Origin of the sequence: Cystobacter fuscus, from assembly GCF_002305875.1 — a bacterium.
Classification (GTDB): domain Bacteria; phylum Myxococcota; class Myxococcia; order Myxococcales; family Myxococcaceae; genus Cystobacter; species Cystobacter fuscus_A.
On sequence record NZ_CP022098.1, the window covers coordinates 10,194,315 to 10,208,286 of the forward strand.

Annotated in this window: 11 protein-coding genes; 9 read left to right on the plus strand and 2 right to left on the minus strand. The window is 69.8% G+C overall.

The window, feature by feature from the left end:
• Nucleotides 1–162 precede the first annotated feature (162 nt).
• From CYFUS_RS41230 to CYFUS_RS41250, 5 genes are all read left to right on the plus strand, one after another.
• On the plus strand, nucleotides 163–1,713 hold the full coding sequence (locus tag CYFUS_RS41230) for an MBL fold metallo-hydrolase (RefSeq protein WP_095990192.1): 1,551 nt from the start codon (nucleotides 163–165) through the stop codon (nucleotides 1,711–1,713).
• Nucleotides 1,714–1,831: 118 nt separating this feature from the next.
• Nucleotides 1,832–2,050, plus strand: a complete 219-nt coding sequence (locus CYFUS_RS41235) for a hypothetical protein (protein WP_095990193.1) — start codon at nucleotides 1,832–1,834, stop codon at nucleotides 2,048–2,050.
• 109 nt (nucleotides 2,051–2,159) lie between these two features.
• The gene (locus CYFUS_RS41240) at nucleotides 2,160–3,014 is read left to right on the plus strand and encodes a nucleotidyltransferase (protein ID WP_095990194.1); all 855 of its coding nucleotides are present in this window, start codon (nucleotides 2,160–2,162) and stop codon (nucleotides 3,012–3,014) included.
• Nucleotides 3,015–3,327: 313 nt separating this feature from the next.
• The gene (locus tag CYFUS_RS41245) at nucleotides 3,328–5,169 is read left to right on the plus strand and encodes an RICIN domain-containing protein (protein WP_232537100.1); all 1,842 of its coding nucleotides are present in this window, start codon (nucleotides 3,328–3,330) and stop codon (nucleotides 5,167–5,169) included.
• A gap of 101 nt (nucleotides 5,170–5,270) precedes the next feature.
• Nucleotides 5,271–5,657, plus strand: a complete 387-nt coding sequence (locus tag CYFUS_RS41250) for a YkgJ family cysteine cluster protein (protein WP_002643380.1) — start codon at nucleotides 5,271–5,273, stop codon at nucleotides 5,655–5,657.
• 10 nt (nucleotides 5,658–5,667) lie between these two features.
• Here CYFUS_RS41250 and CYFUS_RS41255 read toward each other — a convergent pair whose 3' ends face one another.
• On the minus strand, nucleotides 5,668–6,753 hold the full coding sequence (locus CYFUS_RS41255) for a sigma-70 family RNA polymerase sigma factor (protein ID WP_095990196.1): 1,086 nt from the start codon (nucleotides 6,751–6,753) through the stop codon (nucleotides 5,668–5,670).
• Between the two features lie 69 nt (nucleotides 6,754–6,822).
• Here CYFUS_RS41255 and CYFUS_RS41260 point away from each other — a divergent pair, with 69 nt between their 5' ends.
• Nucleotides 6,823–9,228, plus strand: coding sequence for a DEAD/DEAH box helicase (locus CYFUS_RS41260; protein ID WP_095990197.1), 2,406 nt, complete (start codon nucleotides 6,823–6,825; stop codon nucleotides 9,226–9,228).
• Nucleotides 9,229–9,250: 22 nt separating this feature from the next.
• On the opposite strand, the gene CYFUS_RS41265 is transcribed toward CYFUS_RS41260, so the two are convergent.
• Nucleotides 9,251–9,736, minus strand: a complete 486-nt coding sequence (locus CYFUS_RS41265; protein ID WP_095992533.1) for a helix-turn-helix domain-containing protein — start codon at nucleotides 9,734–9,736, stop codon at nucleotides 9,251–9,253.
• Nucleotides 9,737–9,800: 64 nt separating this feature from the next.
• Here CYFUS_RS41265 and CYFUS_RS41270 point away from each other — a divergent pair, with 64 nt between their 5' ends.
• The 3 genes from CYFUS_RS41270 (at nucleotide 9,801) to CYFUS_RS41280 (ending at nucleotide 13,891) form a co-directional block, all read left to right on the plus strand.
• Nucleotides 9,801–11,030: a Glu/Leu/Phe/Val family dehydrogenase gene (locus CYFUS_RS41270; protein ID WP_095990198.1), complete on the plus strand. Its 1,230-nt coding sequence runs from the start codon at nucleotides 9,801–9,803 to the stop codon at nucleotides 11,028–11,030.
• Nucleotides 11,031–11,103: 73 nt separating this feature from the next.
• Entirely contained in the window at nucleotides 11,104–12,318 is a 1,215-nt protein-coding gene (gene ilvA, locus CYFUS_RS41275; RefSeq protein WP_095990199.1) for a threonine ammonia-lyase, read from the plus strand.
• Between the two features lies 1 nt (nucleotide 12,319).
• The gene (locus tag CYFUS_RS41280; protein WP_095990200.1) at nucleotides 12,320–13,891 is read left to right on the plus strand and encodes a hypothetical protein; all 1,572 of its coding nucleotides are present in this window, start codon (nucleotides 12,320–12,322) and stop codon (nucleotides 13,889–13,891) included.
• Nucleotides 13,892–13,972 lie beyond the last annotated feature (81 nt).

A 13,972-nucleotide genomic window follows, 5' to 3' on the forward strand; every position in this document is an offset into this window, starting at 1 on the left:
CCCCTCCGATGGCTGGAACACAGAATCCACCCGGCACCCACCTCCCATTCCAGCCCACGGTCCCGGTCTGGCGCGGAGCATCATCGGAAAGCGCGGGGTGGGCAAGCAGTCCGCTCGCCCTGCCCGCACCGGTATCATCGTCCTGGTAGGACCACGAACTTCATGCCGCTCTCTCTTCATCGCGGAGTCAGCCTCGCCGTGCTCGCCTCCGCCCGCACCGAGGCCGAGCACCATGAGGACCTGGGCTGCAGCATCCAGGGCCCCACCTCCCGTCCGGTGCGCCGGGCCCAGCTCGCGCTCAAGCAACAACTCGCGAAGCTCGGCCCCGAGCGCGCCCTGCGCGAGGCACGCGCCCTCGTGCGCTGGCTCGAGGACACGCCCCGCTACGCCGCACTGTGCACCGGCGGCCGCCGCCGTCTGGGCCGGCGCCCCGTGCGGCACGAGGTGCTCTTTCCCGACGCCACCCGTCACACGCCCCGCGTGCTGCACCTGCGCAAGGAGGAGCAGGGGCTCGACTTCCCCGTGAAGGCGCGCGAGTGGCCCGCGCTCGCCGAGCTCTTCGCGACGCTGGCACGCGGGGCGACTCCCGCCGAGCTGCGGGCCCTCTCGGCGCTGCCCGCCGCAGGCGAGCTGCTCGCGGACCTGTCCGACGCGGGCTGGCTCGTGCGCCACGAAGCGCCGGTGGAGGTGCCCACGCCGGGCGCGCTCTTCGTCGGCCACAACACCGTGCTGGTGGCGAGTGCGAAGGCGCGCGTCCTCGTGGATCCTTACTTCCGCCCCGCCCACCCGTTGGATCGGGCGGACTACCAGCCCATGCAGCCGCGGGACATCGGGCGGGTGGATGCGGTCGTCATCACCCACTCGCACGGGGACCACTTCCACCTGGGCTCGCTGCTGCAACTGCCGCGCGACACGCGCATCTTCGTGCCCTCGGTGGCGCGCGAGAGCCTCTTCTCCACCGACTGCGCCCTGCGGCTCGCGCAATTGGGCTACACCCGGGTGGAGCCGCTGCGCTGGGGCGAGGAGCGCCAGGTGGGGGACATCACCGTGCGCGCCCTGCCCTTCCATGGCGAGCAGCCCACCGATGGCGAGGGCCTGTACCCGGGGCTCTTCAACGAGGGGAACACGTGGCTGGTGCGCGCGCCGGGCTTCTCCGCGGCCTTCTTCGCCGACGCGGGGCATGACGTGCGCGGAGACATGGAGGACGTGTGCCGCGCGCTGCGCGAGGAAGCACCCGTGGACGTGCTCTTCTGCGGGGTGCGCGGCTTCCGGCTCGAGCCGCTCTTCTTCGGCTACACCACGCTGGACGCCTACCTCGTCGACGTGCCCGTGGACGCGCTCACCCGGCCCCAGCGGCTCATGGCCGGCCCCGAGGAGGCGCTGCGCTATGGCGAGCTGCTCGGCGCGCGCTACGTGGTGCCCTGCGCGGATGGCGGCGCCCCGTGGTACTGGCGCGAGGGCATGGGCCCGCGCTACCCGGGCTATCCGGGCGAGCCCGTGAGCGGCGCCAGCACCCGCGACGAGAACCCGGACGCGGACCCCTACCCCGAGCGGCTGGAAGAGGTGCGCCGACGCGAGCGGCACGGGCCCAGGGCCCTGCTGCTGCGTCCCGGCGAGGCCCTGGCGTGGCGGGGACGTAAATCCCCCGAGCGCCTCCAGTACCCCGGCTTCCAGTGGCCGTTCGGCGCTCCGCTCGAGCCTGGGAGGGATTGAGCGCCGCGCCGGAGAGCAGGCAACCGGGCCTCGCCTTCCACTTCCCTTCCTGCACGCGCGGGGAAGCGGATGGACCTTGAAGCCTCGTCGGTCATTCGATTCCAAAAGGGGACGGGACATGAAGGGTCGTCAGCGCGTGTGCAAGAAGCACATCCAGCAGGCCGGGTGGAGCATCGCGAACGAGGGGCCGCGGGAGCGGAAGTACCACCTCGAGCTGCATGGGCCCCGCGGGGAGCAGATGAAGGTCGACGCCGCCTCCAAGGCCCTGGCCTATCGCCACGCCGAGCGCCAGGTGATGGGAGCGGAGCCGGGCACCGCCCTCTGGGCGCCGACCTGAGAGCAGTTGCTCGCCAGGGGGGCAGCCCGCCAGACGAGGTGTTCTCCGCCGCTCTGCGCTCGGTTGCTCCCGGACCTACCTTTGCCGATAGGACAACCGAGGGCGTGCCATGAGCGACATCGACACCCAGATGGCTGGGCAGGACACCACGCAAGCACAGGACGAGCAGTCGAAGCGGCCCAGCAAGGCGCCTCCGCCGATGCAGGCGGACCAACGCACGCCCATCGAGCGGGGCGCGCACCTGCTGGCCCTGAGCACACTCAAGAACGCGGAGATTCCCTTCGTGGTCGCGGGCGCCTACGCGCTGCATGTCTATACGGGCATCTACCGCAGCACCAAGGACCTGGACATCTTCCTCAAGCGCGAGCACGTGCAGCGCGCCATGGAAGCCCTGTCGAGCATGTCCTTCCAGACGAAGATGCACGACCCCGTGTGGATCGCCAAGGCGTACGCCAACGACGAGTACTTCGCCGACCTCATCTTCAGCTCGGGCAACGGGGTGGCGGTGGTGGATGACCTGTGGATCGACCGGGCCCAGTCCGGCATCGTCCATGGCCTGCCCATCCTCGTGGCGCCCCCCGAGGACATCATCTGGTCCAAGGCCTTCGTCTGCGAGCGTGAGCGCTTCGATGGCACGGACATCAACCATCTCATCCTCGCGCGCGGCAAGCAGATGGACTGGAAGCACCTGATGATGCGCTTCGAGCCGCATTGGGAGGTGCTCCTGGCCCACGTCACCTTCTACCGCTTCAGCTATCCGGGCCAGCGCGACCACGTGCCGCAATGGGTCTGGGATGAATTGCTCGACCGGGCGCGCCAACAGCAGAACGAGCCGGACAAGAAGAAGCTCTGCCGGGGCATGCTCATCGCCCAGGGCCAGTACCGCGTGGACGTCGAGCACTGGAACTACACCGATGCCCGCATGGAAGAGGTACCCACCTTCCGGGACTACAAGAAGCCCTGAGCGCGCACCTCTGCCCTGACTCCTCCGACAGGCACATCCCTCCGGGTGTGCCTGTCGTGCTTTCCGCAATCGTTTCGATCGCCGCGAACTTCACTCCGCCGCGAGAACTCCAGCCGTGAGAGAACTCCCGGCCCAAGACAACCCAAGAGGAGGGGGTTCATTTTTTCGGGTTAATTCTCGACAAACATTTTAAACTCGTTTTCCTGTTCCTGCCTAGGCTGGGAATGAGGTAGAAAGACTTCATTCAACCCAGACACAGGGGACAGACATGCCTTCCATTGGCGTGGCACGAGGTATTTCCATTGTTTCGCGAATGAACCGCTGGGGCCGGACGGGTCTGGCCCTGACCCTGGGCATGTCCCTGGGGTGCGCGGGCATGGACGAGGCGGGCAGCTACGAGGGCGAGCTGCGGATGTTCGCCGTGGACAACGCGGATGGCTCGCACCAGATGGGGTACGGCCTGGTGGCCGGAGACGGCACGACGCTCGAGCTGAAGTTCGATGGCGAGCCCACGGCGAAGCCGGGAGACCGCCTCATCGTCCGCGGTGAGCGCGTGGGCCGCTCGGGCCACGTGGGCGAGCAGTTCTCGGTGCACTCCTTCGACGTCGTCACCCCGGCGTCCGAGGGCCTGTCCACCTCGCGCGACGCCCTCGCGGGCGGCACGGCGAAGACGGCGCGGGTGGCCATCCTCCCCCTGGTGTTCCCGGGCACCACGGCGCGCATCGACACCGCCACCTCCCGGCAGCGCCTGGACACGGTCGCCGCGTACTACAAGGAGATCTCCTACGGCTCCTGGACCGTCCAGGGCGACGCGCTCGCGCCGCTGAACATGCCCAAGCCGACCAGCTGCGCGCTGGATGTCATCAACAGCTCCGCGCGCGCGGCGGCCAAGAGCCAGGGCATCAACCTGGATGTCTATGCACACGTGGCCTTCGTCATTCCCAACAACCCGGGCTTCAGCGATTGCGCCTGCGGCCTCGCGTGGATTGGCAATCCGCCCACGTCGTCCTCGCCGGGCATCGGCCCGGGCAGCCTCTACACGTGCACGGACCCCAACGCCTTCGCGCACGAGATGGGACATGGCTTTGGCATGAACCACTCGCCCACGGCGCGCTGCGGCACGGGCGTTGCCTACCGGCGCGATCCCTTCGCCAGCTGCAGCCCCGATGAGTACGGCAACCGCTTCAACACCATGGGCGGCGGACTCGGGCACCTGGATGCCTTCCACAAGTCCACCATGGGCTGGCTGAACAAGTGCAACATCGTGCGCGCCTCGCGCGATGCCACGTATGATCTCGTGCCCATCCAGACGTCCTCCACCGGCATCCAGGCCCTGGAGATCTCCACCGGCGGCGACAAGGATGGCAGCAACCCCCTCTACTACTGGGTGGAGTACCGCAACCCGACGCTCGCCACCTTCAACGCGGGGCCGGATGGCGCGCCCGAGGTCAACACGGGCGTGCACATCAACGTCGCCCAGGACTTCCGCTCCTCCAGCGCCCTGTACTCCCGGCCCCTGCTGTTGGACCTCGCGCCCAACTACCCCAACACCCACCGCGACCCCCGCCTCACCTCGGGCCGCACCTTCAGCGACCCCGATGGCCGCGTGAGCATCACCGTGGTGTCGCAGAGCAGCACCAAGGCCACGGTGAAGGTCTCCTTCCCCAACGGCGGCACGGGCACCAACACCTGCGCGGACGGCACGCTGCCCGGCGGTGGCACCCCTCCCGGTCCCCAGGACGGCTCCATCGTGCGGCTCGTCGCGAAGCACAGCGGCAAGTGCCTGGACGTCCCCAACTCCAGCACCACGAGTGGGACCGCCCTCCAGCAGTACACCTGCAACGGGACGAACGCCCAGGCCTTCCGCCTGCAGTCGGCCATCGGGGGCTTCAACCTCGTGAACGTCAACAGCGGCAAGTGCGTCGACGTGAGCAACTCCAGCACCGCGGATGGCGCCACCATCCAGCAGTGGGATTGCAACAACACGAGCGCCCAGACCTTCAGCCTGAACGCGCTGAGCAGCGGGGGCTACACGGTCGTGAACGCCAACAGCGCCAGGTGCGCCGATGTCGACGCCTCCTCGCTCAATGACGGGGCGAAGGTGCGCCAGTGGAGCTGCAACGGCGGCACCAACCAGCAGTGGACGCTCCAGTAGACGCTCCAGTAACTGGGAGCACTCCCGGGCGGTAAGGGGCTCGCCCGCCAGTCCATGGACTCCGGGCGAGTCCACCGCCGCCGTGTTACCAGGGGCTCACCATGTCCCTGTCCACCCTCTGCCTGCACTGCGGTCTGTGCTGCGACGGCACGCTCTTCACCCACGTGCCGCTCCAGCGCGCCGAGGCCGCCCCGCTCCGGGCGCTCGGCCTGCCGGTGAAGGAGCGCGAGGACGGCACCCAGGTGCTGCCCCAGCGCTGCGCGGCCCTGGACGGACGCCACTGCACCGCCTACGCCGCGCGCCCCGAGGGCTGCCGCCGCTACCACTGCCAGCTCTTCTCCGCGCTCGCCGAGGGCGAGGTGTCCCTGCCCGAGGCCCTCGCCGTGGTGGACGGGGCTCATGCCCTGCTCGCCGCCCAGGGTGCCGGGCGAGGCCCCGAGGTGGAGGCCTACCTGGACCGGCACTTCCGGGGGCGGCACCGGCGTTAGTCGGCCCGGCCTAGCTCTTGGGCACCGCCACCAGATCGAAGTCCGGGATGTGCTCGCGCATGTACTCGCGCATCCGATTGATGAGCGCGGCCTCGATCTGCCGGGCCCGCTCGCGGCTCACCCCGTACTTGTCGCCGATGTCCTGGAGCGTGAGCGGCTCGTCGGAGATGAGCCGGTGCTCGAAGATGTAGCGCTCCTTGCCCTCGAGCGACTGGGAGAAGGCCTGGAGCTTCTCGCGGAACAGGGCGCGCAACTCCTCGTTGCCCAGCCGCTCCTCCGCCCCCTGCGAGGACGACGGCAACATCCGGTCCCCCCGGGTCGCCGTCGAGTCGTCTCCACCCACGGGCGCGTCCAGCGACACCTCGTCGTGCCCCAGCCGCTGGTCCATCTCCACCACGTCCTGCTCGGTGACGTTGAGGCGGTCCGCCAGCATCTTCGGCGTCACCTCGAAGCCCTGCGCCACCAGCTTCTCCTGCTCCTGGCGCAGCTTGAAGAAGAGCTTTCGCTGGGCCTCCGTCGTGCCCAGCTTCACCATCTTCCAGTTGTCCATGATGTAGCGGAGGATGTACGCGCGGATCCACCACGCCGCGTACGAGCTGAGCTTCACGCCCCGTTCGGGATCGTACTTCTTCACCGCCTGCATCAACCCGATGTTGCCCTCCTGCACCAGGTCCAGCAGGGACAGGGGGTTGCGGTGGTACTCGTGCGCCAGCTTCACCACCAGCCGCAGGTTGGAGGCCACCAGCCGGTAGGCCGCCTGCACGTCCCCCGTGTCCCGGAAGCGCCGGGCGAGCGACACCTCCTCCTCCCGGGTGAGCAGGGCGTGGCGGTGCACCTCGTTCATATAGGACTGGAGGGGGTCGGCCCGGGTCACCGCCGACTCGCCCGCCCTCACCAGGGCGCGCGCCGGGGGGACGGGGGAGGCCTCCACCTCGGCCTCGACCTCCTCCAGCTCCTCGAGGACGGGCTCGAGGGCCTCCGGGTCGACCGATTCCGGCTCCAACGGTTCGGATTCCTGGGGCGCGGAGGCCTCGGCGGGCCGCTTCGCCCGGCTCCGAGAACCCGTCCCCGCCGTTTTCTTCCGCCCATTCGCCATGGAGGGTTTCTTAAGCAAAGTGCTCCGATTGTTGCCACAGCGTAATGCAGGGGTTATGCCCCCTGCTTGATGAGTGACATCGATACCCCGGAGCAGCCGGGAAACACTGCCGAAGCCTCGTCCCGCCCCGCCGAGTACGTGGCGGACGTCAGCTTCGATGACCTGAACCTTTCCGAGCCCCTGCGGCGCGGCATCGCCGAGCGCGGCTACACCCACCCCACGCCCGTCCAGGCGAAGGCCTTCCGGCCCGTCGTGGAAGGCAGGGATCTCATCGTGCGGAGCAAGACCGGCACGGGCAAGACGGCCGCCTTCGGCCTGCCCCTGCTGGAGAAGCTGTCGGCGGAGGACAAGCGCGTGCGCGCCCTCATCCTCTGCCCCACGCGCGAGCTGGCGCTCCAGGTGTCCGAGGAGCTCACCGCCCTGGGCAAGTACAAGGGCGTGCGCGTGGCCGCCATCTACGGCGGCGCCTCCATGAAGCAGCAGGAGGACGCGCTCGAGGAGGGCACGCAGATCATCGTCGGCACGCCTGGCCGCGTGTTCGATCACATCAACCGCGGCAACCTCAAGCTCGACGGCTGCACCCACGCGGTGCTCGACGAGGCCGACGAGATGCTCAACCAGGGCTTCTACGAAGAGGTCACCCGCATCCTCGACCGGCTTCCCAAGGACCGGCAGGTGCTGCTCTTCAGCGCCACCGTCCCCACGGACATCCAGAACCTCATCGCGCGCTACACCACCAACGCCGAGACGCTGCTGCTCTCCGGCGACGTGTTCACCGTGGAGCACATCCACCACGTGCGCTACGACGTGTCGGACGCGTTCCCCAAGCCGCGCAACCTCATCTACGTGCTGGAGGCCGAGGAGCCCAGCAACGCCATCATCTTCTGCAACACCCGGGATGACACGGCGCTGGTGACGGCGGTGCTCAACCGCAACGGCTTCGACGCGGAGCTGCTCAACGGAGACCTGCCGCAGAAGGAGCGCGAGCGGGTGATGGCCAAGGTGAAGCGGGGCGAGGTGGCCTTCATGGTGGCCACGGACATCGCCGCGCGCGGCATCGACATCTCCGGCCTCGAGTACGTCATCAACTACTCGCTGCCCGAGGACCCGGCCGTCTACCTGCACCGCGTGGGCCGCACCGGCCGCATCGGCAACAAGGGCACCGCCATCAACCTCTTCTCCGGCCGCGAGCTGGCCACGTACACCACGCTGGAGAAGAAGTTCGGCATCAAGTTCGAGAAGAAGGAGATGCCCGCGCCCGAGGAGGCCATGCGCCTGTGGGCCGAACGCCACGTGCGGGAGATCCGCGAGGCCGCCTCCGGCGCCATCTTCGAGGGCTTCCTCCCCCTGGCCGCCCAGCTCAAGGGCCGCGCGGACGCGGATGACCTCATCTCCTTCCTGCTCAAGTACTTCTTCAGCCACCTGCGCATGGAGAAGGCCCAGGCCAGCGAGCAGGCGGGCGAGGCGCCGGCTCCACGCCCGTCCGAGCCCCGCCGCAAGGAGCGCGGCGAGCGCACCGAGCGCGAGCGTCCGCCCCGCCGCGAGGAGCGGGAGCGGCCCCCGCGCCGGGACGAGCGCCGCGCGGAAGGCCCGGGCGAGTCGCGCCGGGAGGACCGGGGCGACAAGCGCCGCCGGGAGCGCCCCGAGCGGGGCCCCTCGCGCATGGACGCCGCCGCGGGCGAGGTGAAGCTGTGGATCAACCTGGGGACCGAGGATGGCCTCGGGCCCGGCAGCATCGTCACCGCGCTGGAGGAGGCGGGAGCCCCGGCCAACAAGGTGCTGCGCGCCGACCTCAAGCCCGGCTTCGCCTATGTCTTCGTCGCCGAGGAGGACCTGGCGGCCTTCGAGGCGCTGAGCGGCAAGCCGTACAAGGACAAGACGCTCAAGGTGGAGAAGAGCCGGCCGCGCGGCGAGCGGGATCCGAACCGGCCGCCGCCCTCCCCCGACGCGGGCCCCGGCGAGGCGAAGCTGCGCTTCAACCTGGGCACGGACGACGGCCTGGACGAGGCGAAGTTCATCGCCGCCCTGGAGGCCGCCGGTGCCCCCGCGGGCAAGGTGAACAAGGCGCTCCTGCGCGGCCACTACGGCTACGCCTACGTGCCCGAGTCCGAGGCTCAGGCCTTCGAGGCGCTCGACGGCAAGTCCCACGGCGACAAGGCCATCAAGGTGGACAAGCACCGGCCCCGCGGCACCCGCGAGCGCCCGCCCCGCCCCGAGCGCACCGAGACGCCCGAGGTGCCCGGCCAGGCGCGCCTCTGGGTGGGCCTGGGCCGCTCCGACGTCGCGGACGAGGCCGCCCTCACCAGCGCCCTGGAGTCGCTCGGCGCCCCGGCGGGCAAGGTGCAGCGCGTGGAGCTCAAGCCCTCCTACGCCTACGTCTTCATCGCCGAGGAGGACGTGGCCGCCTTCGAGGCGCTCCAGGGCAAGCCCCACAACGACAAGCCGCTCAAGCTGGAGCGGGCCCGGCGCAAGTAGTCCCACCTACCGGGAGCGCGCCTCAGGGCGGAGCCTTCGCCCGGGCCCGGCGTTCCCGGTGGTAGTGCGCACCGCACAGCTCCCGGGCCAGCACCGGCTTGCCGCAACCCCGCTCCCGGCACTCCGGGGGCGGCGCGGCGGGAGGCGGCGGCTCGGAGCGCTCGGCGAACAACACGTCCGCCACCGCCAGCAGCCGGTCCACCTCCGGGCGCGACAGTGCGTTCTTCCGGACGAAGTCCACCAACCGGTGTGCCCCCGCCGCATCGTCTTCCTCGCGGAAGAGATCGGCCAGGGGCACGCCCAGGGCCTCGGAGATCTGGACCAGGGTCTCGTAGCTGGGGCTGCGCTCGCCGCGCTCCAGCAGGGACGCGAAACTCGCCGAGATGCCGCACCGGGCGGCGAAGTCCTCCTGCTTGAGGCCCCGACGTTCTCGCAGCGCGCGGATGCGGCGGGCCAGTCCCCGCAGGGCACCGCTCGTGTCCGTCACCAACGGGGAACTGGAGCGCATGACCAACCCATGGTAGCGCAAGACTCGCCGTTGCTGGTATCGCGCCCAAGGGAGCACTCCGGCCATGCAAGCCGTTGAAGGAATCCATCACTACTTCCGCAGGGCCGCGCGCATCATGGACGTGGGCGAACGCATCGAGACGCTGCTCGCCACCCCCCTGCGCGAGGTGAAGGTCCAGGTCTCCATCGAGCTGGACACGGGGGAGATCCGCACCTTCCACGGCTACCGCATCCAGCACGACAACAGCCGCGGTCCCATGAAGGGCGGCCTGCGCTACCACCCCAGCATCACCCAGGAGGAGTGCGCGACGCTCGCCTCCTTGATGACGTGGAAGACGGCCGTGGTGAACCTGCCCTACGGTGGCGCCAAGGGCGGCATCGCGGTGGACACCACCCAGCTGTCCATGAAGGAAGTGGAGCGCCTGACGCGCAAGTACGTGGACCAGGTGCAGGACCTCATCGGCCCCACCCGCGACATCGCCGCCCCCGACGTCAACACCAACCCCCAGGTGATGGCGTGGATCATGGACCAGTACTCGCGCTACCACGGGCACTCGCCCGCCGTCGTCACCGGCAAGCCGCCGGAGCTCTACGGCACCCGGGGCCGGGACTCGGCCGCCGGACGCGGTCTGCTCTACATCACCCGGGAAATCCTCCGGGACACGGGCCTGCCCATGAAGGGCACGCGCTTCGCCATCCAGGGCTTTGGCAACGTGGGCAGCCACACCGCGCAGCTGCTCTGGCAGGACGGGGCCGTGATCGTGGCCGTGTCCGACGTGTACGGCGGCGTGCACAACCCCCAGGGCCTGGACATCCCCGGCCTCTTCGAGCACGTCAAGCGCGCGGGCACCGTGACGGGCTTCGGCGGCGGCCAGGCGTGCTCCAACGAGGAGGTCATCGCCTCGGACTGTGACGTGCTCGTTCCCGCGGCGCTCAGCCAGGCGATCACGCGCGCCAACGCCCCCCACGTGCGCGCCCGGCTCGTCATCGAGGCCGCCAACGGCCCCATCGAGCCCGAGGCCGACGAAATCCTCGAGAAGCGCGGCGTGCTCGTGGTGCCGGACATCCTCGCCAACGCGGGCGGGGTAACGGTCAGCTACTACGAGTGGGTGCAGAACCTCCAGCACCTGTCCTGGGAAGAGGAGCGGGTGAACGCCGAGCTGGAGCGGACGATGAAGGAGGCGTACGACCGGGTTGCCCAGCTCGCGCGCACGCGCAAGGTGCCCCTGCGCACCGCGGCGTACATCCTGGCCATCGGCCGGGTGGGCAAGGCCACGGTGTTGCGCGGCATCTGACGGGCGCGGGGAGGGGTCCCCCCCGTCCCTTTCGTCCGGGCCGCGCATCGGCTATGGGGCGCGACAGACACTCATGGTCACGCTCCAGGATATCGAGGCCGCCCAGCAGCGCATCGGCGAAGCCATCCACCGCTCCCCCTGCCCGCGCTCCGAGCAGTTCAAGGACATCACCCAGTGCGCGGCGCTCTACTGCAAGATGGAGAACCTGCAGCGCACGGGAGCCTTCAAGGAGAGGGGCGCGCTCAACACCCTGCTCTCCCTGACGCCCGAGGAGCGGGCACGCGGTGTCATCGCCGCCTCGGCGGGCAACCACGCCCAGGGGCTCGCCTACCACGCTGGCCGCCAGGGCATCTCCAGCATCATCGTGATGCCCGAGCGCACACCCATCATCAAGGCCTCGCGCACGCGCGCCTACGGCGCCCAGGTGGTGCTGCACGGCAGCAACTTCGACGAGGCCTACGCCGAGGCCCTGCGGCTGCAAGAGCACGACGGGCGCGTCTTCATCCACCCCTTCAATGATCCACGCGTCATCGCCGGCCAGGGCACCATCGGATTGGAGCTGCTCGAGCAGTGCCCCCACATGGACATGGTGGTGGTGCCCATTGGCGGCGGAGGGCTCATCTCCGGCGTGGCGTGCGCGCTCAAGGAGACCAACCCGCGCATCAAGATCATCGGCGTGCAGGCCTCGGCCATCGCGAGCATGAAGGCGTCGGTGGACGCGGGCCAGGTGACGGAGCTGCCCGCGGGCACCACCATCGCGGACGGCATCGCGGTGCGGCGCCCCGGCGACTACACCTTCGAGATGATCCGCCGCTACGTGGACGACATCGTCACGGTGGACGAGGAGGAGATCGCCAACGCCATCCTCCTGTTGCTCGAGCGCGAGAAGACGGTGACCGAGGGCGCGGGGGCCGTGGGGCTCGCGGCGCTCATCAACGGCAAGATTCCCTCGGCGCGAGGCCGCAAGGTGGTGCTGCTGCTGTCCGGGGGCAACATCGACGTCAACCTGGTCAGCCGCATCATCGAGCGAGGCCTGGTGAAGGACGGGCGCCTGGTGCGGCTGGTGGTGCGCATGCCGGACCGGCCGGGGATGCTCGCGCGGCTCACGGCGGGAATCGCTCAGCAGGGCGCCAACGTGGTGGAGATCTACCACAACCGCGCCTTCTCCCGGACGGGCCTGGGCGAGGTGGCGGTGGAGGTGACACTGGAGACGCGCGGACGCGGCCACATCGAGGAATTGATGGCGAGCCTGGGACAGAACGGCTGGCAAGTCGCGGAAGAGACCTGAGATGACGACCGCCTCCCTCCCTCCCCGTCCTCCCCGTGGGCCCCGTGTCTGGGGCACGGCCGCCCTGCTCTGCCTGCTGCCCCTCGTCACCTATGCCAGTGTCATCTTCCGCCGCTACGGGCTGCGCGATGACTACGCCATCCTCCGGGAAGCGGAGATGGAGCCCGGCAAGATCTTCCGGGTGTGCGCCTCTCAAGGGCGGCCCCTGTATGGCGCCCTGCTCGAGCTGTCCACGCGCCTCGCTGGTGACATCGACGGCCTGAGCGGGCTGCGACTGCTGGGTGTCGTGACGCTCGGACTGCTCGCCGCCTCGGTGTTCCTGCTCCTGCTCGACGAGGGGTGGCGTCCGGCGCCCGCGGCCCTGCTCGCCGCCTTCCTGCCCCTGGCCCCCTCCGCGCAGGTGATCGCCAACTGGGGCATCTGCTGGCCCCAGGCGCCAGCCCTGCTGATGGGCGTTGGCGCCTTCGCGCTCGCCCGGCGCGGCCTGCCCTGGCCGCCTCAACCCCCTCCCCGTTCCCAGGGATGGCGGATCGCCGCGGTGGGGCTCATGGCCACGGCGACGCTCACCTACCAGGCCAGTGGCCTGTTCTACGCCGTGCTGGTGGCGGCGGCACTCGTGGCGCGGCGCGAGGCCTCGCTCCGGGACACCGCGCACTGGCTGGCGCGGCACCTGCTCGTCATGGGCCTGGGGCTGGCCCTGGCGTTCGGCCTCACCAAGCTCGCCTTCGCGCTGGGGTGGCTCACGCCCTCGGTCCGGATGGTGTTCGAGAAGCACTGGCTGGACAAGCTCGTCTGGGCACTCACCCATGTCCTGCCCAATGCCCTCGCCCTGTCCGTGCTCAACAACAGCCCCGGCACCCCCTCCCCCGACAGCTATCGGCTCATGGTGGGCGTGACGCTGGTGCTCCTGGGCGCGGGGCTCACCGTCGAGGGCCAACGCACGGGCCGCACGGGCGTGGGCCGCTGGCTGCTCGGCCTGGTGATGCTGTCCGCCATCACCTACTCGGTCAGCTTCCTCGCCGGAGAGCGCTGGCCCTCCTACCGCACCATCTACGCGCTCACCGGCGTGTGGAGCGTCTTCTTCGTCGCGTCGCTCATGAACCTCGGCGGCGTCTGGCCCTCGCGCGGTCCGCGCGTCGCGACGCTGCTGCTCGGGGGCCTGGTGGCGGCCAGTGCCGTGCTCGCCCACCAGCAATCGCTCGAGCTGTTCGCGCTGCCGCAGGCCCGGGAGCTGGCGCTCATGGAGGCAGGCGCGCGCCAGGTGGTGCCCCAGAACCGGCCCCGGGTCTTCGTGCGCTATGCCAGGCAGACCGACACCTCCGCCCCCCGCCGCTACCTGGACGAGTTCGGCTCCGTGTCGGTGGATGCCGAGTGGGTGGCCAAGGAGATGCTCCGGGAGCTGGTGCAGGAGCGCTTTCCCCAGGAAAGCGATGTGAGCCGACTCTACCGCTTCACCGGCGGACAGGCCGTCGCCACGCCGAGCACCTACGACATCCTCGTCGACATGCGCCGGCTGCGGCCGGGCCCCGAACATCCGCGCGGGGTTTCCTTGCGTCAGCCTCCACCCCGATGAGGGGTGCCGTGAAACACATGCATTCCGATGAACGGAGCATGTGTTTCATGAGGAAGGAGGCAACCCGCTCCGGGAGCGTCA

Excerpts from the sequence above, each read along its gene's own strand:
- CYFUS_RS41230 (WP_095990192.1), top strand. The coding sequence starts at position 163 with ATGCCGCTCTCTCTTCATCGCGGAGTCAGCCTCGCCGTGCTCGCCTCC.
- CYFUS_RS41235 (WP_095990193.1), top strand. The coding sequence starts at position 1,832 with ATGAAGGGTCGTCAGCGCGTGTGCAAGAAGCACATCCAGCAGGCCGGG.
- CYFUS_RS41240 (WP_095990194.1), top strand. The coding sequence starts at position 2,160 with ATGAGCGACATCGACACCCAGATGGCTGGGCAGGACACCACGCAAGCA.
- CYFUS_RS41245 (WP_232537100.1), top strand. The coding sequence starts at position 3,328 with ATGAACCGCTGGGGCCGGACGGGTCTGGCCCTGACCCTGGGCATGTCC.
- CYFUS_RS41250 (WP_002643380.1), top strand. The coding sequence starts at position 5,271 with ATGTCCCTGTCCACCCTCTGCCTGCACTGCGGTCTGTGCTGCGACGGC.
- CYFUS_RS41255 (WP_095990196.1), bottom strand. The coding sequence starts at position 6,753 with ATGGCGAATGGGCGGAAGAAAACGGCGGGGACGGGTTCTCGGAGCCGG.
- CYFUS_RS41260 (WP_095990197.1), top strand. The coding sequence starts at position 6,823 with ATGAGTGACATCGATACCCCGGAGCAGCCGGGAAACACTGCCGAAGCC.
- CYFUS_RS41265 (WP_095992533.1), bottom strand. The coding sequence starts at position 9,736 with ATGCGCTCCAGTTCCCCGTTGGTGACGGACACGAGCGGTGCCCTGCGG.
- CYFUS_RS41270 (WP_095990198.1), top strand. The coding sequence starts at position 9,801 with ATGCAAGCCGTTGAAGGAATCCATCACTACTTCCGCAGGGCCGCGCGC.
- ilvA (WP_095990199.1), top strand. The coding sequence starts at position 11,104 with ATGGTCACGCTCCAGGATATCGAGGCCGCCCAGCAGCGCATCGGCGAA.
- CYFUS_RS41280 (WP_095990200.1), top strand. The coding sequence starts at position 12,320 with ATGACGACCGCCTCCCTCCCTCCCCGTCCTCCCCGTGGGCCCCGTGTC.